The sequence below is a fragment of the Delftia sp. DLF01 genome (assembly GCF_014852125.1).
GTDB classification, from domain to species: Bacteria; Pseudomonadota; Gammaproteobacteria; order Burkholderiales; family Burkholderiaceae_C; genus Comamonas; species Comamonas acidovorans.
This window is the reverse complement of sequence record NZ_JACVAZ010000002.1, coordinates 262,891-284,160: the sequence shown is the minus strand read 5'-3', so window position 1 is coordinate 284,160 and position 21,270 is coordinate 262,891. Positions and strand designations below refer to the sequence as shown.

General features: G+C 67.7%; 20 protein-coding genes and 1 pseudogene. 10 read left to right on the top strand and 11 right to left on the bottom strand.

Features of this window, described 5'->3' with window-relative positions; genetic code table 11:
- Positions 1-319 precede the first annotated feature (319 nt).
- On the bottom strand, positions 320-1,087 hold the full coding sequence (locus tag IB269_RS09680; protein WP_192367053.1) for a hypothetical protein: 768 nt from the start codon (positions 1,085-1,087) through the stop codon (positions 320-322).
- Between the two features lie 22 nt (positions 1,088-1,109).
- Complete coding sequence (locus IB269_RS09675) at positions 1,110-1,574, bottom strand: low molecular weight protein-tyrosine-phosphatase (protein ID WP_192367052.1); 465 nt, start codon at positions 1,572-1,574, stop codon at positions 1,110-1,112.
- On the opposite strand from IB269_RS09675, the gene IB269_RS09670 reads away from it, so the two are divergent.
- Positions 1,573-1,908 (top strand): hypothetical protein, encoded by a 336-nt coding sequence (locus IB269_RS09670; RefSeq protein WP_225614073.1) that lies wholly within the window; start codon positions 1,573-1,575, stop codon positions 1,906-1,908. The two genes, IB269_RS09675 and IB269_RS09670, sit on opposite strands and share 2 nt — an antisense overlap.
- A 121-nt stretch (positions 1,909-2,029) precedes the next feature.
- On the opposite strand, the gene IB269_RS09665 is transcribed toward IB269_RS09670, so the two are convergent.
- Positions 2,030-2,353: a hypothetical protein gene (locus tag IB269_RS09665; protein ID WP_063327002.1), complete on the bottom strand. Its 324-nt coding sequence runs from the start codon at positions 2,351-2,353 to the stop codon at positions 2,030-2,032.
- A 25-nt stretch (positions 2,354-2,378) separates the two neighbouring features.
- Positions 2,379-2,789 (bottom strand): GNAT family N-acetyltransferase, encoded by a 411-nt coding sequence (locus IB269_RS09660; protein WP_192367051.1) that lies wholly within the window; start codon positions 2,787-2,789, stop codon positions 2,379-2,381.
- A gap of 348 nt (positions 2,790-3,137) precedes the next feature.
- On the opposite strand from IB269_RS09660, the gene IB269_RS09655 reads away from it, so the two are divergent.
- Together IB269_RS09655 and IB269_RS09650 are read left to right on the top strand one after the other, a co-directional pair.
- The gene (locus IB269_RS09655; RefSeq protein ID WP_318652150.1) at positions 3,138-3,323 is read left to right on the top strand and encodes a Com family DNA-binding transcriptional regulator; all 186 of its coding nucleotides are present in this window, start codon (positions 3,138-3,140) and stop codon (positions 3,321-3,323) included.
- On the top strand, positions 3,320-4,003 hold the full coding sequence (locus IB269_RS09650) for a hypothetical protein (protein ID WP_192367049.1): 684 nt from the start codon (positions 3,320-3,322) through the stop codon (positions 4,001-4,003). Before IB269_RS09655 ends, IB269_RS09650 begins: the two co-directional genes overlap by 4 nt.
- Positions 4,004-4,043: 40 nt before the next feature.
- On the opposite strand, the gene nirD is transcribed toward IB269_RS09650, so the two are convergent.
- The 3 genes from nirD to IB269_RS09635 all read right to left on the bottom strand — a co-directional run bounded on the left by nirD (position 4,044) and on the right by IB269_RS09635 (position 8,211).
- A complete protein-coding gene (nirD, locus tag IB269_RS09645; protein WP_013803814.1) occupies positions 4,044-4,385 on the bottom strand; it encodes a nitrite reductase small subunit NirD in 342 nt (113 codons plus the stop codon).
- A gap of 59 nt (positions 4,386-4,444) precedes the next feature.
- Positions 4,445-6,961: a nitrite reductase large subunit NirB gene (gene nirB, locus IB269_RS09640; protein WP_192367048.1), complete on the bottom strand. Its 2,517-nt coding sequence runs from the start codon at positions 6,959-6,961 to the stop codon at positions 4,445-4,447.
- A gap of 242 nt (positions 6,962-7,203) precedes the next feature.
- Entirely contained in the window at positions 7,204-8,211 is a 1,008-nt protein-coding gene (locus IB269_RS09635; protein WP_192367047.1) for an AraC family transcriptional regulator, read from the bottom strand.
- A 162-nt stretch (positions 8,212-8,373) separates the two neighbouring features.
- Here IB269_RS09635 and IB269_RS09630 point away from each other — a divergent pair, with 162 nt between their 5' ends.
- The 5 genes and pseudogenes from IB269_RS09630 (at position 8,374) to IB269_RS09610 (ending at position 13,199) form a co-directional block, all read left to right on the top strand.
- Entirely contained in the window at positions 8,374-9,222 is an 849-nt protein-coding gene (locus IB269_RS09630) for a TauD/TfdA dioxygenase family protein (protein WP_016454322.1), read from the top strand.
- A gap of 29 nt (positions 9,223-9,251) precedes the next feature.
- Positions 9,252-10,310 (top strand): 3-keto-5-aminohexanoate cleavage protein, encoded by a 1,059-nt coding sequence (locus IB269_RS09625; RefSeq protein ID WP_192367046.1) that lies wholly within the window; start codon positions 9,252-9,254, stop codon positions 10,308-10,310.
- Between the two features lie 14 nt (positions 10,311-10,324).
- A complete protein-coding gene (locus IB269_RS09620; protein WP_013803809.1) occupies positions 10,325-11,293 on the top strand; it encodes a Bug family tripartite tricarboxylate transporter substrate binding protein in 969 nt (322 codons plus the stop codon).
- Positions 11,294-11,332: 39 nt separating this feature from the next.
- Entirely contained in the window at positions 11,333-12,304 is a 972-nt protein-coding gene (locus IB269_RS09615; protein ID WP_192367045.1) for a quinone oxidoreductase family protein, read from the top strand.
- A 12-nt stretch (positions 12,305-12,316) separates the two neighbouring features.
- A pseudogene (locus IB269_RS09610) lies at positions 12,317-13,199 on the top strand (AraC family transcriptional regulator ligand-binding domain-containing protein).
- A 4-nt stretch (positions 13,200-13,203) separates the two neighbouring features.
- Here IB269_RS09610 and IB269_RS09605 read toward each other — a convergent pair.
- The 3 genes from IB269_RS09605 to IB269_RS09595 are packed head-to-tail and all read right to left on the bottom strand — an operon-like array spanning position 13,204 to position 16,154.
- Positions 13,204-14,262 carry a 3-keto-5-aminohexanoate cleavage protein gene (locus IB269_RS09605; RefSeq protein ID WP_192367044.1) on the bottom strand — a complete coding sequence of 353 codons (1,059 nt, stop codon included), beginning with the start codon at positions 14,260-14,262 and terminating at the stop codon, positions 13,204-13,206.
- Between the two features lie 57 nt (positions 14,263-14,319).
- The gene (locus IB269_RS09600; RefSeq protein WP_016450763.1) at positions 14,320-15,165 is read right to left on the bottom strand and encodes a TauD/TfdA dioxygenase family protein; all 846 of its coding nucleotides are present in this window, start codon (positions 15,163-15,165) and stop codon (positions 14,320-14,322) included.
- Positions 15,166-15,185: 20 nt separating this feature from the next.
- Positions 15,186-16,154: a tripartite tricarboxylate transporter substrate binding protein gene (locus tag IB269_RS09595; protein ID WP_192367043.1), complete on the bottom strand. Its 969-nt coding sequence runs from the start codon at positions 16,152-16,154 to the stop codon at positions 15,186-15,188.
- Between the two features lie 246 nt (positions 16,155-16,400).
- Here IB269_RS09595 and IB269_RS09590 point away from each other — a divergent pair, with 246 nt between their 5' ends.
- Together IB269_RS09590 and IB269_RS09585 are read left to right on the top strand one after the other, a co-directional pair.
- Positions 16,401-17,621 carry a porin gene (locus tag IB269_RS09590; protein ID WP_192367042.1) on the top strand — a complete coding sequence of 407 codons (1,221 nt, stop codon included), beginning with the start codon at positions 16,401-16,403 and terminating at the stop codon, positions 17,619-17,621.
- Positions 17,622-17,683: 62 nt separating this feature from the next.
- The gene (locus IB269_RS09585) at positions 17,684-20,218 is read left to right on the top strand and encodes an ABC transporter permease (protein WP_192367041.1); all 2,535 of its coding nucleotides are present in this window, start codon (positions 17,684-17,686) and stop codon (positions 20,216-20,218) included.
- Positions 20,219-20,616: 398 nt separating this feature from the next.
- Here IB269_RS09585 and IB269_RS09580 read toward each other — a convergent pair whose 3' ends face one another.
- Positions 20,617-20,925 carry a hypothetical protein gene (locus IB269_RS09580; protein ID WP_225614072.1) on the bottom strand — a complete coding sequence of 103 codons (309 nt, stop codon included), beginning with the start codon at positions 20,923-20,925 and terminating at the stop codon, positions 20,617-20,619.
- Positions 20,926-21,270 lie beyond the last annotated feature (345 nt).

Genomic DNA, 21,270 nt, shown 5'->3' with positions numbered 1-21,270 from the left:
CTCCATAGCGCAGGCGCAGTGGAGAAGAGTGGCTTGGGCGGGAATGGCCAAGCCGCCGAACTCTATCTCAATATGCGAATGGATAGCCAGGCATCTGCCAGTCAATTGCTTTGTCGCACCACCAGCTCATAACCCAGATCCAGGCTTGGCGATTCCCCGGCCTCTGCGCGCATCCATTGCAGCAGCATGCGTGCACCTTCGGTGCCCACGCGGCCAAGCGAGCGGGAAGGGGTGGATTGTGGTGGCGGGTGGGCAGGGCTATGGAGGCCGTGCCGCTGCTGTGATCGGGGCAGTTGCCGGGGCAGGTGGGGCCTTGGGCTCAACAAGGCAAGACTTCGAATGCCGAACCAAAAGACGATGCAAGGCCGTTGATGGCCCGTGTGCACACACGTGCCCGGTTGAATGCGATGTCGCACAGCAGCGCGATGGCAAAGGCCAGATAGGCCATGTAGGCCAGGCCGATGTAGCTGCCAAACACAATGGTGTGCAGCCAGTCCTGGGCGAACAGATACAGCGTGGCAGTCACCGCCGAGGCGGTCACCAGCACGATGGCGGGCAGTGCCAGCTGCAGCCCCGCCCGCCTGCGTCGCGCCGTCACGCCGGCCAGGGCCAGAAACACCAGCGCATTGGACGCAGTGAAGATCCTGGACTCTCGCACCAGGCTGGCCGTGGTCTGGTGGTAGGCCGACTCGATGAATTCCACCAGCCGGGCGCGCATCTGGATCAGCGATGCCAGCTGGGTGGCTTGGCGCTGCTGCGTGTAGACGGCATTGCGCTTGCGGCATTCGCAGTCAGCACGGCGCATGTCGGTCATGACCGAAGCCAGCTTGTCGGGAATGCCTGCCTCGATCTCGCGCCGCACTGCGGCGATCTCGCCATCTGTCCTGCCAAGCGCTTTCTGGGCCAGGCCCGCCATGCGCGAGCCTGTCAGCGTATCCAGCTGGGTGCCCAGCCTGCGCTCGATCTCGATGCGGATGATCTCCTTGCCCAGGCTCTCGACCAGCAATGGCGAGGAAAACGACAGGGCGAAGGCTGCGCCGAACACAAGCGTGCCCAGGATGCCGAAGCAAAGAATGAGGGTTCGCATGCGCAAGCGGTGCCGTGGCTTGTCAACCCTTGCGCGGCGCCATGCCCAGCGTGGCCAGCAGCCCCGCGCAGGCGTCTTCCACCAGGTCCAGCACGTCTTCGAAACCCCGGTCGCCGCCGTAGTAGGGGTCGGGCACTTCGCGCGCGGTGTGCTCGGTGCAGAACTCCGTCAGCCGCTGTACGCGGTGCCATTCGGACTCGGGGCAGATCCTGCGCGCGGCGGATTCGTTGGCGCCATCCATCACCAGCACCTGGTCGAATGCCGTGAAGTCCTCGGCCCGCAGCTGCCGCGCGCGCTGCTGCGAAAGGTCATAGCCGCGCCGCGCGGCATGGGCCTGGGAGCGGCGGTCGGGTGCCTCGCCCACGTGGTAGCCGTGCGTGCCTGCGGAGTCCACTTCGATGCGGCCCGCCAGGCCCGCGTCGGCCACCATTTTCTCGAGCACGCCATGGGCCGTGGGGCTGCGGCAGATGTTCCCTGTGCAGACCATGAGGATTCTTTTCCTCTTTGTGGCTGGCCTGCTGCCAGCTGACTGTTCCCGAATCTGTTCCATAAACCTCCCTGTGGGTAACGGGCTTCACGACATCTCGATGGCCTGCGATGCCAAGGCGCTCGCCGGCATTTTCCACGCCCCGCACCTGATCTGCCGGGCCGCTTATGCTGCGCCCATGGTGGAACTGCTTTGTTTCTGGATGGCCCGGGTGGGTGCGGCCCTGCTGGAGTTGCGGTTGCTGCGCAGCAGCGACGGTGGCTTCAGGGTGATGCTCATCACGGCGGCCATCGTGGTCATCGTGTGCCTGGCGTTGCTGTCCCTTTACGCCTGAGCCCGCAGGACGGGCACGGGCAGGCGCCCTGTCGGGCGGATTTCATGGTGCCGCGCCGCCGGCATGGGACGTGGCTGAACTCAATGCAGCGCCATCTTGCATGCCAGTGCGGATTCTTCGATCACGGCGGAATCGATGCATCAATCATGTGCGGCCCGGTGATCTTCTGCGACGGGATCCAGACCAGATAGGACCTCCACATGCCCCGATCATTGCAGTACACAAGGTACTCGCCTGGGTCCAGGCGGCTCTCCCGGTATTGGAATTGCACGCAGCCGATAGCTTGGTTCTTGCCCAGCGCGATGGCGATGTCTCGGCTGAAATCAGTTTTCCACGGACCGGGATAGCGCTCGGTGAGCGGCACACTTTTCGGCGCGGGCACAAGGAAGGCAACGGCCAAAAACGCTGCGGCGATCACTGCCGCTGCTCTCAGTTTGTTGTTCATCTCTGTCTTGATCGGGCCTCTGCAGTCAAACAATGCGCAAGGACATGCCCGCCTTTTTGGGCAGCAGGGAGGGTTCGAACCCATAGCGGCGATAGAACTCCGGCGTGCCGTGGTCGGCCATGAGGCTGACATAGGCCGTGGGCAGGGCATTGCCGTGGATGTACTGCATCAGGCGCTGCATGATGAGGTGGCCCAGGCCCTTTTTCTGGTGCCCGGGGATGACGGCGATGTCCACGATTTCGAAGAAGCACCCGCCGTCTCCGATCACGCGGCCTATTCCAACCGGCGTTGCATCGGCATAGACGACCACGCTGAACAGGCCGTTTTTCAGGCCGATGGCGGCCGCCTCGGGCGACTTGCGGCTCAGGCCGGCAGCCAGCCGGATCTGGATGTAGTCCTGGACGGCGGGGACGTGGTCTTCAATGCGGTAGTTCATGGATGGTGAGGGCGCCAGAGGCATATCGGAGGATCGGCAGAGCGCCATCATAGGCAGGCGTCTGCCCGATGCCCAAGGCAGAGCTTTCGGCCAGGCCGGCCCTGGTGACTGCGTTGGAGTGCGCTTGCACCGTATCCAGCGCACGCCGTGCAGCTCGGCGCGCAGCAGGCTGGGGAACAGCGTTGCGCCTACGTTGCAGGTCTCGCGCGCATCTTGTCACAGCAGCCGCTGCATGGCAGGGGACATGTGAGCCGATGCGCCACAAGACAAACAGCCGCCTGGTCTGCGCACTGGCGCAATCGGTCCCACAGAATGAAGTCATCGCAACAGTGAGCGGACGGCTTCCAGATGGACCAGGCAATGCAAGAAGTGAGATGTGCCAGTTGCAATCGCAAGCTGGCCATGGGGATCTTCCTGCAACTGAGTATCAAGTGCCCGCGCTGCGGGACGCTGAATTCATTGAGGGTCGATCAGAGCCCCCCATTCGAGTGCCATCGAGCGCCTTCCTGTCATCAAGAAAGGTCATCGATATGACAATCCACGCAACCACCATAGTTCCCATTGGTACCGAATACGTGGCATCGGCATCCGGCATCCAGATCCCACAGGGAGCATCGTATGGCCAGATCCAACGCCCGGGCACCAACCTGCAGACCGAGTACACGGTTGCTCTCTTCGAATCGCCCTGTCCGGCAAGCATTGCGGTGAACGACTCGCGGCACACGATTGCAATGGATGTGATTTTCACGGGGGATGCGCTCAGCAAGTCCGGCAGCCATCTGGTGCTGGCATCGCGGCACAAGGGCGGCACCTACAAACAGGCTGGAGATCATCGTTCTGCAGCCATCATCGCTGGCGAACTGTGGGGCGAAGGCGTTGTGGGTCTCGAAGAGATCGAGATCGACACTAATCGGCTGAATAAACACCACGGCAACTCCGCTGCGAACCAGCTCCAAACCGGGAAGTGGTATCGAATGGCCATCGAAACCGTGGCACAAGGAGGTGGTGTACTGCTTGACGGTCGGGTTTGGGACGCCTTCACTGGAGCACTGATCTATACGACCACTCCCGTATGGTCGGCTTTTCCGACCAGCTACAACATCCACAACCAGCGAGTTCTGCTGTCAGCGGTGTCTTTTGGAACGGGGGGATTCAGGTATTCAAACCTGAAGAGTTATTGGTCCAACGGCAGCGAGTGGGTGTCCAACCCGTAAGGCTTCAAAGCCCACCACACGCGGGCTTTTGACGTGCCCCTCAGTGCAGCGCGACCATCAACTGCCCATTCTCATTGCGCACCGCATGGGCGCGCACGGAGTGCTCGGGCGCCTCCAGGCATTCGCCGGTGGCCAGGTCGAAGTGGTGCTTGTAGATGGGCGAGGCGACGACGACGCGCTCGCCCAGGCTGCCGACCAGGCCGCGCGCGAGCACGCTGGCGCCGCAGCGCGGGTCCACGTTGTCTATGGCGTAGAAGCGGTCTTCGCCAAGGCGAAAGACCGCCACATGCCGGCCTTCGACCAGCGCGCAGACCCCCGTGTCGGGGACGATGTCGCGGGTGGCGCAGACGGGCATCCACTGTTCTTGGGCGGGGTGTGTCATGGCGGTGCCTTGTCGGTGGTGTGGGTGCGGGCCGGGATCAGGCCTGGATCAGGCCTGGATCAGACCAGGGCCTCGCTGCGCTCTTCGCTGCGCGCCGGGCGGATCTGGCCGCGCTCCTGCACGAAGACGATGTGCTCGTCGGGCTGGTCGCTGTTGATGAAGCTGCGAAAGCGCTGGCGCACTTCGGGCGTGGTGACGGCGGTCTTCCACTCGCACTGGTAGGTGTCCACCACATGCTGCATCTGGGCCTCCAGTTCGGCGCCCAGGCCCAGGCTGTCGTTGACCACCACGTCCTTGAGGTAGTCCAGGCCGCCTTCCAGGTTTTCGCGCCAGGTGCTGGTGCGCTGCAGGCGGTCGGCCGTGCGCACGTAGAACATCAGGAAGCGGTCGATGAGCTGCAGCAGCCTGTCCTTGGACAGGTCGGAGGCGATCAGCTCGGCATGGCGCGGCTTCATGCCGCCGTTGCCGCAGACGTAGAGGTTCCAGCCCTTGTCGGTGGCGATCACGCCCACGTCCTTGCCCTGGGCCTCGGCACATTCGCGCGTGCAGCCCGAGACGCCGAACTTGATCTTGTGCGGCGCGCGCAGGCCCTTGTAGCGGTTTTCCAGCTGCACGGCCAGGCCCACGCTATCGTCCACGCCGTAGCGGCACCAGGTGGAGCCCACGCAGCTTTTGACGGTGCGCAGCGACTTGCCGTAGGCATGGCCGGACTCGAAGCCGGCGGCAATCAGCTCCTCCCAGATCAGCGGCAGCTGCTCCACGCGGGCGCCGAACAGGTCCACGCGGGCGCCGCCCGTGAGCTTGGTGTAAAGGCCGTATTTCTTGGCCACCTGGCCGACGGCGATCAGGCCGTCCGGTGTGACCTCGCCGCCGGGCATGCGCGGCACCACGGAGTAGCTGCCGTCCTTCTGGATGTTGCCCAGGTAGTAGTCGTTGCTGTCCTGCAGGCTGGCGAGCTGCGGCTGCAGCACGAACTCGTTCCAGCACGAGGCCAGGATGCTGGCGGCCAGCGGCTTGCAGACATCGCAGCCCAGGCCCTTGCCGTGGCGGTGCAGCAGCTCGTCGAAGGTCTTGATGCCGCCCACGCGCACCAGGTGGTACAGCTCCTGGCGCGAGTGCGGGAAATGCTCGCAGACATGGTTGTTGACGGCCATGCCGCGCCGGGCCATCTCGGCCTTCATGACCTGGGTGGCCAGGGGCACGCAGCCGCCGCAGGTGGCGCCAGCCTGGGTGCAGGCCTTGAGCTCGGCCATGGTGCAGGCGCCTTCGCCCACGGCCGCGCAGATCTGCGCCTTGGTGACGTTGTTGCACGAGCAGATCTGCGCCGTGTCGGGCAGGGCGTCCACGCCCAGGCCGGGCTTGGCCTTGCCGTCGCTGGAGGGCAGGATGAGGAACTCGGGCTCTTCGGGCAGCGCGATGCTGTTGAGCGTCATCTGCAGCAGCGTGCCGTACTCATCGGCATTGCCCACCAGCACGGCGCCCAGCAGCTGGCGGCCGTCCTCGCTGACCACGATCTTCTTGTAGACCTGCTTGCGCTCGTCGATGAACTGGTAGTTGCGGCTGCGCGGCGTCTTGCCCTGGGCGTCGCCGATGCTTGCCACATCCACGCCCATGAGCTTGAGCTTGGTGCTGAGGTCGGCCCCGCCGAAGGCGGCCTCGGCCTCGCCCGCAATGTGGCGGGCCGCCACGCGCGCCATGTCGTAGCCGGGTGCCACCAGCCCGAAGGTCTGCTCGCGCCAGGAGGCGCATTCGCCAATGGCGTAGACGCTGCGGTCGCTGGTGCGGCAATGGTCGTCCACGGCCACGCCGCCGCGCGGGCCTATGGCCAGGGCGCATTGGCGGGCGATCTCGTCGCGCGGGCGGATACCGGCGGAGAAGACGATCATGTCGGTTTCCAGGTGCGTGCCGTCGGCAAACACCATGCGGTGGCGCGCCGTGGCGCCGTCGGTGATCTCCAGCGTATTGCGGCCCGTGTGCACCTGCACGCCCAGGTCCTCGATCTTGCTGCGCAGCACGCGGCCGCCGCCGTCGTCCACCTGCACGGCCATCAGGCGCGGGGCGAACTCGACCACATGGGTCTCCAGGCCCAGGTCGCGCAGGGCCTTGGCGCATTCCAGGCCCAGCAGGCCGCCGCCCACCACCACGCCGGTTCTGGAGCGCGCGGCCGATGCCTGCATGGCCTCCAGGTCCTCGATGGTGCGGTAGACAAAGCAGTGCGGCCGGTCGCGCCCCGGCACGGGCGGCACGAAGGGCGCCGAGCCTGTGGCCAGCACCAGCCGGTCGTAGGGGATGATTTCGCCATCGGCCGTGGTCACGGTGCGCTCGCGCCGCTCCACGGCTGCCGCCCTGGCCGCCAGGCGCAGCGTGAAGCCGCTGGCCTCGAAGAAGCCGGGCGCCACCAGGCTCAGGTCCTCGGCGCTCTTGCCGGAGAAGAATTCCGACAGGTGAACACGGTCGTAGGCGGCGCGCGGCTCCTCGCACAGCACGGTGACGTTCGCGTCTGCCACGCCCAGGGCATGCAGCTGCTCGAGAAATTTGTGGCCCACCATGCCGTGGCCGATCACAACGATGTTCATCTGGCGTCCTGCGTTGCGCATCCAGTGTTTTGCGGGCCGCAGGCCAGGGCCAGCGGGTCAGGGCAGTCAATGCAAGTGCCGTGCCAGCACCGCGGCGCGGTGCCTGCCCGTGGTGCACGCTGTCTGGTGCGCAGACAGCGTGCACCGCAATGCGCCCGCCGCACCGTGCAGGGGCGGGGTGCGCCGTGGTGGTGCGTCAAGTGCGATCAAGTGCGCCAAGTGCGCCAGGAACGCTGGGTGCGTCAGGCGCGAGGCAGTCCCTGCGCGCGGCTGCGCCAGGCCTCGGGCGCGCAACCGAATTGCGCAGCGAACCAGCGCGTGAAGGCGCTGTGGCTGGCATAGCCGAGCATGGACGCGATCTGGCCCACGCTGTAGTGGGGATGGTCCAGGTAGCGCAGGGCCAGTTCGTGGCGCACTTCGGTCAGCAGCTCGCTGAAGCTCAGGCCTTCGCGGTCCAGTTCGCGCTGCAGCGTGCGCAGGCTGCGCCCCATGCCCTGCGCCACGCCTGCGCAGGTGGCGTTGCCCGAGGGCAGCAGCAGGTAGATGACCCTGCGCGCCTGGTGCCCCACGGAGGCGGCACGGTGGGCCGGCATGACCTCCACCAGCCGCAGCGCATAGCGCGCCAGCGCGGGGTCGGCCAGCGGGTTGGGCTCGTCCAGGTCGGCGGCGCGGCAGGCGATGCCGTTGAACTCGGCGCCGAACGTGATGCGGCAGCGGAACATGCGGCGGTGCTCGGACAGGTCGGCCGGTGGCGCGTGGCTGAAGCTGACGCCCTGCGGCCTCCAGCGCTCGCGCAGCAATGCCTCGCACATGCGCCACAGCACGCCCATGGCCAGTTCCACGGACTGGCGCATGGCGCCGTGCAGGACGAAGTCCTCGCGCAGGATGACGATGTCCCCTGCATCCTCCAGGTGGATCAGCAGCGATTCGTTGACCAGGTGCATGTGCGCGACCAGCGTGTCCAGCGCATGGCGCAGCGTGGGCTGGTGCAGCAGCAGCAGGCTCACGGCGCCGAAGCTCGACAGCTGGCGGTGCCGGGCCATGCGCAGGCCCAGGGACTCGCAGCCCGTGGACTGGGCCGCGTCTTCCAGCAGGCGCGCGACGATGGCCACGTCGATCAGCTGGTCCTGCTCGCGCAGCAGCGCGGGCCGCAGGCCGGCCTGGCGCAGTGCCTTGTCGGGGTCGCCGCCCAGTTCGCGCATGACGTCCGAAAAATGGGTCAAGGCCGCCGCGCGCACCATGGTGACCATGCTTGCCCTCCTGTCAGTCCGTGCCCTGGTGGCACGAAATGCAAAGAGGATGGCATGGCTTGCATAGTCCGCGGAACCGGGTTTTCCTACATTGCAGAGACCGGCCCCACGCCGGGCGGACCGTGCCGCCACGGGCCTTCACAACAATGACAGGAGACAGGCATGCGCATAGAGCCCATGACATGCGCCATCGGCGCCGAATTGCTCGGCGTGCGGCTGGCCGACGCGGTGCGCGACGACGCGCTTTTCTCGGAGATCCGGGCGGCGCTGCTGCGCCACAAGGTGCTGTTCCTGCGCGACCAGGGCCTGGCGCGCGCCGAGCACGTGGCCTTTGCGCGGCGCTTCGGCGAGCTGGAGGACCATCCGGTGGCCGGCAGCGACCCCGAGCATCCGGGCCTGGTGCGCATCTACAGGACGCCCGAGCAGCCCAACGACCGCTACGAGAATTCCTGGCACTGCGACGCCACCTGGCGCGAGGCGCCGCCCATGGGCTGCGTGCTGCACTGCGTGGAATGCCCGCCCGTGGGCGGCGACACCCTGTGGGCCAACATGGCGCTGGCCTACGAACGCCTGCCGGACGCCGTCAAGGCGCTGATCGCGCCGCTGCGCGCGCGCCACAGCATCGAATGCACGTTCGGTGCGGCCATGCCCATCGAAAGGCGGCTGGCGCTCAAGGCCCAGTACCCCGATGCCGAGCATCCCGTGGTCCGCACCCATCCCGAGACCGGCGAGAAGGTGCTGTTCGTGAACGGCTTCACCACGCATTTCACCAATTTCCACACGCCCGCCAATGTGCGCGTGGGCCAGGACTTCACGCAGGGTGCCTCCGGCCTGCTGCAGTACCTGATCGGCCAGGCTGCCATACCCGAGTACCAGGTGCGCTGGCGCTGGCGGGCGGGCAGCGTGGCGATCTGGGACAACCGCGCCACCCAGCACTACGCGGCCATGGACTACCCGCCCAGCCACCGGAAGATGGAGCGCGCGGGCATCGTCGGCACGCCGACCTTCTGAAACACGATCACGACACAAGGAGACATGCCATGAATTTTCTCGACGGCCACCTGTTCCCCGAAAACCAGCAGCCCCTGATCATCACGGCCGCGCCCTATGCGCCCTCGTGGCTGCCCTCGGACTTTCCCGGCGAGATCGCCGTGACCATGGACGAGCAGATCCAGAAGGCCGTGGACTGCTACAACGCCGGCGCCACCGTGCTGCACCTGCATGTGCGCGAGCTGGATGGCAAAGGCAGCAAGCGCCTGTCCAAGTTCAACGAGCTGATCGCCGGCGTGCGTGCGCGCGTGCCCGAGATGATCATCCAGGTGGGCGGATCGATCAGCTTTGCTCCCGAGACGGACGGCGCGGCCGCCAAGTGGCTGTCCGACGACACGCGCCACATGCTGGCCGAGCTGGAGCCCGTGCCCGACCAGGTCACGGTGACCATCAATACCTCGCAGATGAATTTCCTGGAGCAGTTCGATGCGCGCGACATACGCGGCACCTCCATGGAGGACCCGGCCGTCTTCAATGCCTACAGGGAGATGACCGTGCCCGCCCAGCCCGGCTGGGCCGAGGAGCACATCCGGCGCCTGTCGGCCGCCGGCATCCAGAGCGCCTTCCAGTGCTACAACATCAACAGCTTCGAGTCGGTGGAGCGGCTCATGCGCCGGGGCATCTACAAGGGCCCGCTGGTGATGAACTGGGTGGCGATTGGCGGCGGCATGGACGCGCCCAGCATCTACAGCCTGGCCAACTTCGTGCGTGCCGTGCCCGACGGCGCCGTGCTCACCGTGGAAAGCTCGGTGCTCAACGTGCTGCCCGTGAACATGATGGGCATCGCCATGGGCCTGCATGTGCGCTGCGGCACCGAGGACAACCTCTGGAACCAGCGCCGCACGGCCAAGATGGGCACGGTGGCGCAGATCGAGCAGCTGGTGCGCATCGCGCGCGAGTTCGGCCGCCCCATTGCCACGGCGCAGCGGGCGCGGGAGATCTGCCGGATCGGCCAGTTCTACGGCACCGTGGACGAGACGCTGGCGGCCAACGGCTTCGCACCCAACCGCAACGGCGCCCAGCAGGGATTTCTGCGCAAGGCCGCCTGAACCGGGAGCCCACGATGCAACGCATGCCCCCCTGGACTGCCATCGCCCTGGCCGCCTCGCTGCTGGCCGGTGGCGCCCACGCCTTCGGCGACAAGCCGGTCCGGCTCATCGTGCCGGCGCCGCCCGGCGGCACCATCGATGTGTTCGCGCGCATCATCAGCGACCAGCTGGCGCAGGAGATACGCCAGCCCGTCATCGTCGAGAACCGGCCCGGCGCCGGTGGCGCCATCGCCGTCAAGCACATGCTGTCCCAGCCGGCCGACGGCAGCACGCTGCTGGTGACGGTGACCAACATCCTCACCGAGGTGCCCCATGTGCTCAAGGTCGGCTTCGACCCCATGAAGGACGTGCGGCCCGTGGCGCAGATGGCGCGCTCGGTGATGCTGTTCATCGCCTCGCCGCAGTTTCCCGCGCGCGACGGGGCCGAGGCCATCGCCTACGTGAAGGCCCACCCGGGCACGCTGTCGTTCGCCTCGTACAGCCAGGGCACGGCCTCGCAGTACGCGGGCGCCATCCTCAACAGAAGGGCCCACCTGGACATGGAGCATGTGGCCTTCCCGGGCTCGGCGCCCGCGCTGGCCCAGGTCATGGGCAACCAGATCCCGCTGATGTTCGACGGATCGGTCACCTCCAAGCCGCTGATCGCGGGCGGCAAGGTCAGGCTGCTGGCCGTGGCCTACAAGAGCCGGCTGCCCGACTACCCGCAGGTGCCCACGCTGGCCGAGCTGGGCTATCCCGAGGTGGATTTCAGCAACTGGAGCGGCGTGTTCGCCTCGGCGCAGACGCCACGCCCGCTGCTGGAGAAGATCCACGGCGCGCTGGCCCGGGTCAACGCACGCAAGGCCGTGCGCGAACGCTATGCGGGCACGGGCTTCGAGCCCGTCGAAGGCGATCGCTCGCTGGAGCAGATGTCCACCGACCTGCGCACCGAGTTCGACCGCAATGCCGAGATCGTCCGGAACTTCGACATCCGGCTCAACTGATGCAGGGCGCCCCACCCAGGCGCTACACAAGGAGACTCCATGGCAAAGGCCATACGCTTTCATACCACCGGCGGCCCCGAGGTGCTCAGGCTGGAGCATGCCGAGGCCGGCGCGCCGGGACCCGGCCAGGCGCGCGTGCGCCACAGCTTCATCGCCGTCAATTTCATCGACATCTATTTCCGCACGGGCCGCTATCCGCTGGCCCTGCCCAACGGCCTGGGCTCGGACGCCGTGGGCGTGGTCGAGGCCGTGGGGGAGGGCGTGACCGAAGTGCGGCCCGGCGACCGCGTGGGCTACCTGATGGGCCCGCAGGGCGCCTACAGCGATGTGCGCGTGATGCCGGCCGAGGTGCTGATCCCGCTGCCCGAAGGCATCAGCGACCGCACGGCGGCCACGCTGATGATGAAGGGCATGACGGCGCAGTACCTGTTCCGCCAGGTCCATCCGCTGCAGGGGGGCGAAACCATCCTCTACCACGCGGCGGCCGGTGGCGTGGGGCTGATCGCCTGCCAGTGGGCGCGTGCCCTGGGCGTGACCATGATCGGCACGGTGAGCACCGACGAGAAGGCCGCCGCCGCGCGCGCCAACGGCTGCGCCCACGTCATCGTGACCTCGCGCGAGAACACCGTCGCTCGCGTGATGGAGATCACGGGCGGCAAGGGCGTGCCCGTGGTCTATGACTCGGTGGGCAAGGACACGCTCATGGATTCGCTGGACTGCCTGCAGCCGCGCGGCCGGCTGGTCAGCAACGGCACCTCGTCGGGCTCGGTGGTGGTGGACTCCCAGTTGCTGGCCTCCAAGGGATCGATCTGGATGACGCGGCCCGCGATGGTGCACTACATCCAGCCGCGCGCCCACATGCTGGAGATGGCGCGCGAGCTGTTCGACCATGTGCTGGCCGGGCGCATCGCCAGCGAGCCCCAGCAAAGCTTTGCGCTGGCCGATGCGGCCCAGGCGCACCAGGCGCTGGAGTCGCGCCGCACCACGGGCGCGACGGTGCTGATTCCCTGAAATGGACCTGCCATGCAGACCCCTGCGCTCCATGCCTTCGGCACCGTGGCCGCAGGCCGCAGGCCCGTCACCTGCGGCCTTATCCGCAGTGCCAGCCTGCATGGCTATGCCGACCTGGTGAAAAGCCTGGGCCATGATCCCGCCGTCCTTGTGCGCGCGGCGGGACTGTCGGCGCGCCTGCTCGACGACCCGGAGACGCTGATTCCCATCCATGCCGTGCGCGAGCTGCTGGAGGTGGCCGCGCGCACCACGGGAACGCAGGATTTCGCGCTGCGCCTGGCGGCGCGGCGCAGCCTGTCCCACCTGGGCCCCATCAGCCTTGTGCTGCAGCAAGAGCCCACGCCGCGCCAGGCGCTGGACACGCTGTGCCGCTACACCGGCCGATGCATCGGCCCACCGTGCCTTCTTCGGCGTAACCCCTTTGTTTGACCAGCCTTTCAACGGCATGGTCTGCCGCCTGGCGGATCTGCAACTGCTGCGCGAATGCGGCCAGGCGCAGGGCTCGGGCGTTGCGCGCTTTGCGCGAAGCCATCTGGAGCAGGCGCTGCGCAGCCGGGGCGAAGGCATGCAGGCGGCCTGCAGGGAGCTGATCATTGCACTGCTGCCGGGCGGCCGCTGTACGGCCCAGCAGGTGGCACGCCAGCTGGGAATGGACCGCCGCACGCTGCACCGCCGCCTGCTTGCGGAGGGGCAGACTTTCTCGTCGCTGCTCGACACCATCCGCAGGGAACTGGTGCTGCGCCATCTGCAAGACGGTGGCCAGCCCCTGGGCGAGGTGGCGGGCCTGCTGGGGTTTGCCGCGCCCAGCGGCTTTTGCCACTGGTTCCGGGCCGCTTTCGGCGCCAGCGTCTCGGACTGGCGCAGGCGGGGGCAGGGACGGGTTGGCGAGGCCTAGTGCGTCAGGCGGTCTTGCGCAGAAATCCCTGGTTGCCGCCGTTGCGGTTGGGCGCGAAGCCGTTGGCCGCCAATGTCTCTTCCGCGGTGTCGTAGAACACGCCAATCTTGCTGATGGCGCGCGCCTGTTGCGCCGTGGCGATGGGGCGGCCGAACTCGCGCGCGATGCGCACCAGTTGTTCGATCTGGGAGACCGTGCTGGCCTTGGCGCTGCGCGACTGGTTCCACAGGCAGTCCTCGGTGCCGCAGCGCACGTGCAGGCCCATGGCGATGCCCATCATGTTCACGGGCAGCACGTTGCGCACATTGCTTTCCACGGTGAGCACGGCGCCGTCGGGCACGGCGCGCACGAAGTGTGCCAGGCTGTAGATGCTGGGCGCGTCCATGCCGCCGCCAATCGCCACCCAGTTCATCACCAGCGGGCCCTTGTAGATGCCCCGGCGCATGAGCCGCTCCACGGACTCGAAGCTGTTGATGTTGTAGCACTGGAAGGCGCTCTGGATGCCGGCGGCCGACAGGCGCCGGATGTGCTCCTCGGCCCAGCCGGGCTGGGCGGGCACGGTCATCTCCTTGTAGGCGTCGAAGATGGCGGGCTTCTCGCGCGAGGTGCCCCTGAAGTCCGCGTCCTCGGCCTGCTCCGTCACGTTCATCTGCGAGGTATTGACGGTCACCGTGACCTGGTCGGGCACGGGCTCCAGCTCGGCCAGCATGTGGCGCGTGTCGTCGGACAGCCACTTGGCAGCCGCGCCGTCCGTCTCGGGAGCAAAGCTGATCGATCCGCCCACCTGGATGATCATCTCGGGCACGCGCGCACGCACGCCGGCGATCAGCTCGTTGAACTTGGACAGGCGCTTGCTGCCTTTGCCATCCAGCTCGCGCACATGCAGATGCAGCACGGTGGCGCCGGCGTTGTAGCAGTCCACGGCCTTCTGGATCTGCTCTTGCATGGTCACGGGAATGTCTTCGGGGAAATCGCCGGGCAGCCAGCCCGGCGCATAGGGGGCCGCCGTGATGATCAGGGGCTGCTGGTTTTCGGGGAACAGGTGGCCATCGAGAAAATTCATGGGACGCTCCGGTGGGTGGGGGTGAGGGGTAGGTGTGGAAAGAGTCTGTGCAGGGCCTCAGCGCGGGATGTCGCCGACGATGCCCGCGCGCTCCATGCGGCGGGGCGCCGGGTAGTAGTCGTTGAGCGCGTAGTGCTGGGTGCTGCGGTTGTCCCAGACGGCCACGTCGCCGGGCTTCCAGGACCAGCGCACCTGGTATTCGGGAATCGTGGCGCGGCTGATCAGGTAGTTCATCAGCAGCGCGGCGCCGGGCGCCTTGTCTATGCCGTGGCGCACGTTCTCGGGCGTGCTGTAGTTGACGAAGTGGGTGCTGAAGCCCGCGCCCACGAACAGCAGCTTCTCGCCGGTCTCGGGGTGGGTGCGCACCACGGGATGCTCCACGGGCGGGTGCTCGCTGGCCAGCCGCGCGCGCGCCTCGGGCGCCATCACGGCGCCGAAGGTGTGCTCTATGCCGGCCTTGGCGCGCAGGCCGTCGATGCTGCGCTTGATGCTCTCGGGCAGCTCCTCGTAGGCCTTGACCATGTTGACCCAGATGGTGTCGCCGCCGATCGGCGGGCACTCTATGCAGCGCAGCACCGCGCCCATGGCCGGGTTGGGGCGCCACAGGCCATCGCAGTGCCAGGTGTTTTCGTAGCTGTGCGGATCGTCGCTGCGGTAGATGCGCACCAGGCCAGGGTGCTCGGGATCGCTGCCTGCCACGGGATGGTCCTCCAGTGGGCCGAAGCGGCTGGCAAAGGCCACATGTTCGGCGCGCGTGATGTCCTGGTCCCGGAAGAACAGCACGCGATGGGTCAGCAGCGCGGCGCGGATGTCCGCGAACAGCGCGGCGTCGCGTGCGGCATCGCCCAGATGGATGCCGGAGATTTCGGCGCCGATGGCGGGGGTGATCTGTCGGATCTGCATGGTCGGTGTTTCCCCGGAAGTCAGTTCGCGGTGATCTGGTATTTCTTCACGATGCCGGCGTTGCGCTCGGACATCTGGCGTGTCTCGCGCTGCAGCGCGGCGGTGTCGGTGAGCACCTCGGGCTCCAGCCCCACGTCGGAGAGTTTTTGCTGCACGGCCGGCGCGCTGGCCGCTTTCCCGATGGCGGCGCGCAGGCGTTCCATGGTTTCGGGCGGCAGGCGGGCCGGCGCGATCAGGCCCACCCAGCCGCGAAACTGCAGCTCGGGGTAGCCGAGTTCGGCGGTGGTCGGCACCTGGGGCAGGTGGCGCGAACGCCGGGGGCCGGAGAACGCGTAGGCACGCAGCTTGCCGGCCCTGATCAGGGGCACCGAGGTCAGCATGCCGTCGAACATGACGTCCACCTGGCCGCCCAGCAGGGCCTGCACGGCCGGCGGCGAGCCCGCGTAGCCCACATGCTGCAGGTCCAGGCCCGCCTTGTCGCTGAGGATCAGGCCGGCGTAGTGCGACACGGTGCCGGGGCTGTAGCTGGCAAAGCTGGTCTGGCCTTTGCGTGCCTTGAGCTGCGCGAGCAGCTCCTGCAAGTCCTGGGCGGGCTGGCTGGCCGCGGCCACCAGCACCACGCCCGAGCGGGCCAGCGAGGCCAGGGGCACCAGGTCCTTGAGCGGATCGAAGGGCATCTTGATCACATGGGGGATCTCGGCCAGCAGATTGCTTGCGCCCACCAGCAGCGTCTGCCCATCGGCGGGCGCCTGCAGCAGGGTCTGCATGCCCAGCAGGCCGCCCGCGCCCGGGCGGTTGTCTATCACCACGGCCTGGCCTGTTTCAGACGCGAGCTGCTGGCCCACGACGCGCGCCACGATGTCCATGGTGCCGCCCGGCGGTGCGGGCACGATGAGCCTGAGCGGCTGGCGGCTCCAGGCCGTACCGGCAATGGCGATGGCGATGGCGCAGCCCGCGAGCAGCGTGGCGATGGCGTGGGGCAGTCTCATGTCCGTGTCTCCTTGTTCCGTGTTCTGGCATCCAGTATCGAAAGCCCGCTTTCCCGGGACTTGCCATTGGGGGACAGGCATTTGCCTTGTTGGGACAAATCCATGGCAACCCTGAACAGGGCAACCCGCGCATGTCGTGAATTGCAAAGCCGTTGGCATGAACTGCCAAGAAGCGGCGCGATGGCTTTCCTAGAGTCGATTCGTGGCGCAGGACCGCGCCAGCCCCACGACGAACAGGAGACCTCCATGCCCCGACTTCACCCCCATCCCTGCGGCCTGCACGCGCTGGGCCTGCTGTGTCTGGCAGGCGCGGCAGCCGCCCAGGCGCCCACCTCGGTCACGCTGTTCGGCGTGATGGACGCCGGCATCAGCCGCTACAGCGTGCGCAGCGAATCCTGGGACGCGGGCCCCGCGCGCTCGGCGCGGCAAAGCACCTGGGCGCTGTCGCCCTCGGGCAACCTGGCCAGCCGCATCGGCATACGCGCCAGCGAGGACCTGGGCGGCGGCCTCATGGCCGGCCTGTGGCTGGAGGCGCCGGTGGCCAATGACACGGGCGGCGGCGCGCTCAACTTCGGGCGGCGCGCCACCATCAGCCTGTCCGGGCGCCTGGGCGAGCTGCGCATGGGGCGCGACCACACGCCTTCGTTTCTGAACGACTGGGCCTTCGACCCCTTCACCGTCAACGGCGTGGGCACCAACCTGATCGCCGTGGTCAACAGCAACCTGGCCATCGCCCGCGCGTTGGCCACGGGCGGCCTGCTGGGCGGCGGGCTGTCGGTGGGCACGGACACCTATCTGCGCGCAGGCAACTCCATCGGCTACTTCCTGCCGCCGGGCCTGGGCGGCGTCTACGGGCAGGCCATGTACGCCTTTCCCGAGAACAGCTCGAAGCGGGGGCGCTACGCGGGTGCCCGCATCGGCTGGGCCATGGGGGCGGCCGATGTGGCGCTGGGCTATGGCGAGAACACCCTGGGCACCTCGGGCGCCGGCGCGGAAAAGATCCGCTCGCTGAACCTGGGCGGCTCCTATGACTTCGGCACTGTCAAGCTGTTTGGCGAATGGTCCGGCGTGCGCAACGAGCGGCGCGACGCCGGCACGCTGGCCGCGATCAACGACCGCTATCTGGGCGTGCTGGCCGGCGTGAACATCCCCGTGGGCCAGGGGGCGCTGCGCGCCTCCTATGCACGTGTGCAGTTCAGGAATGGCCAGGGCCTGGCCGACGGCGATTCCTCGGTGAACAAGCTCGCCCTGGGCTATGTGCACCCGCTGTCCAAACGCACGGCGCTGTACGCCACGGTATCGCGCATCAGCGTGGGCAACGGGCGCAACAACCCGGGCGTGATGGGCGTGACGCCGCTGGTGGTCAGCAACCCGGCCATCCTGCCCCAGCCCGGCTACCTGACCACGGGCGGCATGCAGCCGGCCGGCGCGCTCGGGCTGGACTTTGGCCTGCGGCTGATGTTCTGAACGGCCGTGCCAATAGCCGTGGCGCCCGGGTGCCCATCTTCGCCTGCGCTAATCTGCGCGGCATGAATGGATCTTCTGCATGGACCCTGGGTTGGCGCACCCTGTGGCGCGACCTGCGCGCGGGCGAGTTGCGCCTGTTGATCGTCGCCGTGATGCTGGCCGTGGCCGCGCTCAGTTCGGTGGGCTTTTTTGCCGACCGGCTGCAGGCGGGGCTGCAGCGCGATGCGCGCCAGCTGCTGGGCGGCGACGTGGTCGTGGTCGGCGACAACCCCACGGCGCCGGCCTTTGCCGAGCGCGCACGCGCCGAAGGGCTGCAGGCCCTGGAGACATCCAGCTTCCCGACCATGGCGCGCGCCAGCGACGCGCAAGGCGGCATGAGCCGCCTGGTGGCGCTCAAGAGCGTGCCCGAAGGCTATCCGCTGCGCGGCAGCCTGCGCGTGGCCGATGCCCCCGGCGCAGCCGACCGGGCCACGCGCGAGATACCGGCGCGGGGCGAGGCGTGGGTCGATGCGCCGCTGCTGGAGTCGCTGGGCATAGGCGTGGGGGACATGCTGCTGCTGGGCGACGCCCAACTGCGCGTGGCGCGCATCATCTCCATCGAGCCTGACCGGGGCGCGGGCTTCATGAACTTTGCGCCGCGCGTGATGATCACCTCCGCCGACCTTGCCGCCACAGGCCTGGTGCAGCCGGCCAGCCGCATCACCTACCGCCTGGCCGTGGCCGGCGCGGGTGATGGCTCCGAGTCGGCCGTGCAGCGCTACCGCGTCTGGGCCGAGCAGCAGGCCAAGGCGCCCGGCGTGCATGGCGTGCGCGTGGAGTCGCTGGACAGCGGCCGCCCCGAGATGCGCCAGACGCTGGACCGCGCCGAGAAATTCCTGAGCCTGGTCGCCCTGCTGGCGGCGCTGCTGTCGGCCGTGGCCGTGGCCCTGGCTGCGCGCGGCTTTGCCAACAGCCACCTCGACGCCTCGGCCATGCTGCGCGTGCTGGGCCAGAGCCAGCGGCGCATTGCAGGCGCCTACACGGTGGAGTTCGTGCTGGTCGGCCTGGCCTCCAGCGCCGCGGGCGTGCTGCTGGGCTGGGCCATCCACCATGTGTTCGTGCTGCTGCTGGCCGGGCTGGTGGAAACCGCCTTGCCCGCACCAGGCCTGTGGCCTGCGGCCTTCGGCGTGGGAATGGGGCTGACCCTGCTGCTGGCCTTTGGCCTGCCGCCCGTGCTGCAGCTGGCGCGCGTGCCGCCGCTGCGCGTCATGCGCCGCGACCTGGGCGCGCTCAAGCCTGCCTCGGTGGTGGTGCTGGCCGTGGGCGTGGCCGGCTTTGCGGCCTTGCTGCTGGCGGCCAGCCGTGACATCAAGCTGGGCCTGATCGCCGTGGGTGGCTTTGCCGTGGCCGTGCTGCTGTTCGCGGCCCTGGGCTGGCTGGCCGTGCAGGTGCTGCGCCGCCTGGTGCACGAAAGCACGGCACCGCGCTGGCTGGTGCTGGCCACGCGCCAGATCGCCGCGCGCCCCGCCTATGCCGTGGTGCAGATCAGCAGCCTGGCCGTGGGGCTGCTGGCGCTCATGCTGCTGGTGCTGCTGCGCACCGACCTCATCGGCAGCTGGCGCCAGGCCACTCCGGCCAATGCGCCCAACCGCTTCGTCATCAACGTGCAGCCCGAGCAGGCCGACGGTTTCCGCGCGGCGCTGGACAAGGCTGGCGTCACCTCCTATGACTGGTTCCCCATGATCCGGGGGCGTCTGGTCACCGTCAACGGCAAGCCGGTCAGCCCCGACGACTTCAGCGAAGACCGCGCCAAGCGCCTGGTGGACCGGGAGTTCAACCTCTCCACCACGGCGCAGGCGCCCGCACACAACCTGATCACGGCGGGCACCTGGACGCCTGGCGCCAAGGGCGAGATCAGCGTGGAGGACGGCATTGCCGAGACCCTGGGCCTCAAGCTCGGCGACACGCTGGGCTTCGACGTGGGCGGCGTGCCCAGCGAGGCGCGCATCACCAGCCTGCGCAAGGTGGACTGGGGATCGATGCGTGCCAACTTCTTCGTCATCTATCCCGTGGACCACCTGGACGACGTGGCCGTCAGCTACCTGGCCGCCTACCGCGCGCCTGACGTGGCGGGCTTCGACAACGCCCTGGTGCGCGAGTTTCCCAACATCACCAACGTGGACCTGAGCACCACGCTGGCCCAGGTGCAGCGCGTGCTGGACCAGGTGATACGCGCGGTGGAATTCCTCTTCGGCTTCACCCTGGCCGCCGGCCTGGTCGTGCTCTTCGCCGCCGTCACCGCCACGCGCGAGGAGCGCGCGCGCGAGTACGCCATCATGCGCGCCGTCGGTGCCCAGGCCCGGCTGCTGGCGCAGGTGCAGCGCGCCGAGCTGGCCGGCGTGGGCCTGCTGGCGGGTTTCCTGGCCAGCTGCGCGGCGGGGGCCGTGGGCTGGGCCCTGGCGCGCTGGGTGTTCGAGTTCAACTGGACCGTGCCCTGGTGGGCTCCGCTGGCGGGGGCTGTTGCCGGGGCCTTGCTGGCCTGGATGGCGGGGTGGTGGGCGTTGCGGGAGGTGTTGAGGAGGCCAGTGATGGATACGTTGAGGCAGGTGGCTGAGTAGGTCTTTGGGTTCTGTTTTTTGTCCCTGCCGGGTGGTTGTTTTTCGAGGCCGGGTTTCGGCCCGGCGGCCGACTCCCTTTCTTATCGCGCGATAAGAAAGGAAGCAAAGAAGCGCGCCCCAAACTGCCCACGACCCCTACGCTGCGCTACGGGGCGACCTGCGTTGGGCGGGATGCGGGGTGCGCCGTGAAACTCGTTGCGCGCTGCGCGCTTCACTCAAACATCACGGCGAGTCAGATGACGAAGCAGCCCTGTCCTTCGGCAGGGCTGCCACCCCGCATCCCGCCCAACGCAGGCGTGGGCACAAGGGGGGAGGCTGGGGAACAGCCAATAGCCAACAGCCGGAAATGCAAAACAGCCGATGCGCCATTGTCGCGCTCGGCTGTTTTGCATGCTGCTTCAGACCTCGGGCTTGGCGGTGTTGCGCAGGAGATAGATCTCGTCTTCCACGTAGGTGGCCAGCCGCTCGGCGCTGTGCTGGATGGTGCGCAAGGCGTTGATCACCACGTCCGTGTCGCGCAGGCCTTCGGGCGATAGCAGCCATGCCTGGGCGAGGTGGGAGATGGAGGAGATCTCGTTGCAGCCCATCTGGACCATTCGGTTCACCTCGGTGATGGAGAAGTTCAGCTGCGTGGTTCTGGCGCTGGTGGATCGTGTTTCCTGCTTCATGGCCTGGCCCTGCAGGTGACGGTAACCAGGATGGGACATATGGCGTGCATGGTTTCGCTCTCCTCTGTGAGATGGAAGCCACCCGCTTTACGTTTTGAAGCGCGAAGAAGGTGGACGGGATGTTCAAAACACGTACAGAGCCGTGCGGACGCCCTTGCGGGTAGCCCCATCCCGTCCGTAACCGCAGGGACGTGGGCAGGCACCCACGGTCCGATGATCCAGACGTGACAAGGCCTCGCTGACGGGGAGGCTGCGCCGCTCTATAAAGGTGTTTTGAAGCACCAGCCCCTGAACAGGGGGCCGGTCGAAATGATAGATGCTTTGGACGACGAGCGCGCTCAAAAAAGGCCGAGCGAAGCGAAGGCCCGCACCAACTTCCCGTAT

Coding starts and splice junctions, on each gene's coding strand:
- IB269_RS09680 (WP_192367053.1), bottom strand. CDS start 1,087: ATGCGAACCCTCATTCTTTGCTTCGGCATCCTGGGCACGCTTGTGTTC.
- IB269_RS09670 (WP_225614073.1), top strand. CDS start 1,573: ATGAGGATTCTTTTCCTCTTTGTGGCTGGCCTGCTGCCAGCTGACTGT.
- IB269_RS09675 (WP_192367052.1), bottom strand. CDS start 1,574: ATGGTCTGCACAGGGAACATCTGCCGCAGCCCCACGGCCCATGGCGTG.
- IB269_RS09665 (WP_063327002.1), bottom strand. CDS start 2,353: ATGAACAACAAACTGAGAGCAGCGGCAGTGATCGCCGCAGCGTTTTTG.
- IB269_RS09660 (WP_192367051.1), bottom strand. CDS start 2,789: ATGAACTACCGCATTGAAGACCACGTCCCCGCCGTCCAGGACTACATC.
- IB269_RS09655 (WP_318652150.1), top strand. CDS start 3,138: ATGGACCAGGCAATGCAAGAAGTGAGATGTGCCAGTTGCAATCGCAAG.
- IB269_RS09650 (WP_192367049.1), top strand. CDS start 3,320: ATGACAATCCACGCAACCACCATAGTTCCCATTGGTACCGAATACGTG.
- nirD (WP_013803814.1), bottom strand. CDS start 4,385: ATGACACACCCCGCCCAAGAACAGTGGATGCCCGTCTGCGCCACCCGC.
- nirB (WP_192367048.1), bottom strand. CDS start 6,961: ATGAACATCGTTGTGATCGGCCACGGCATGGTGGGCCACAAATTTCTC.
- IB269_RS09635 (WP_192367047.1), bottom strand. CDS start 8,211: ATGGTCACCATGGTGCGCGCGGCGGCCTTGACCCATTTTTCGGACGTC.
- IB269_RS09630 (WP_016454322.1), top strand. CDS start 8,374: ATGCGCATAGAGCCCATGACATGCGCCATCGGCGCCGAATTGCTCGGC.
- IB269_RS09625 (WP_192367046.1), top strand. CDS start 9,252: ATGAATTTTCTCGACGGCCACCTGTTCCCCGAAAACCAGCAGCCCCTG.
- IB269_RS09620 (WP_013803809.1), top strand. CDS start 10,325: ATGCAACGCATGCCCCCCTGGACTGCCATCGCCCTGGCCGCCTCGCTG.
- IB269_RS09615 (WP_192367045.1), top strand. CDS start 11,333: ATGGCAAAGGCCATACGCTTTCATACCACCGGCGGCCCCGAGGTGCTC.
- IB269_RS09605 (WP_192367044.1), bottom strand. CDS start 14,262: ATGAATTTTCTCGATGGCCACCTGTTCCCCGAAAACCAGCAGCCCCTG.
- IB269_RS09600 (WP_016450763.1), bottom strand. CDS start 15,165: ATGCAGATCCGACAGATCACCCCCGCCATCGGCGCCGAAATCTCCGGC.
- IB269_RS09595 (WP_192367043.1), bottom strand. CDS start 16,154: ATGAGACTGCCCCACGCCATCGCCACGCTGCTCGCGGGCTGCGCCATC.
- IB269_RS09590 (WP_192367042.1), top strand. CDS start 16,401: ATGCCCCGACTTCACCCCCATCCCTGCGGCCTGCACGCGCTGGGCCTG.
- IB269_RS09585 (WP_192367041.1), top strand. CDS start 17,684: ATGAATGGATCTTCTGCATGGACCCTGGGTTGGCGCACCCTGTGGCGC.
- IB269_RS09580 (WP_225614072.1), bottom strand. CDS start 20,925: ATGTCCCATCCTGGTTACCGTCACCTGCAGGGCCAGGCCATGAAGCAG.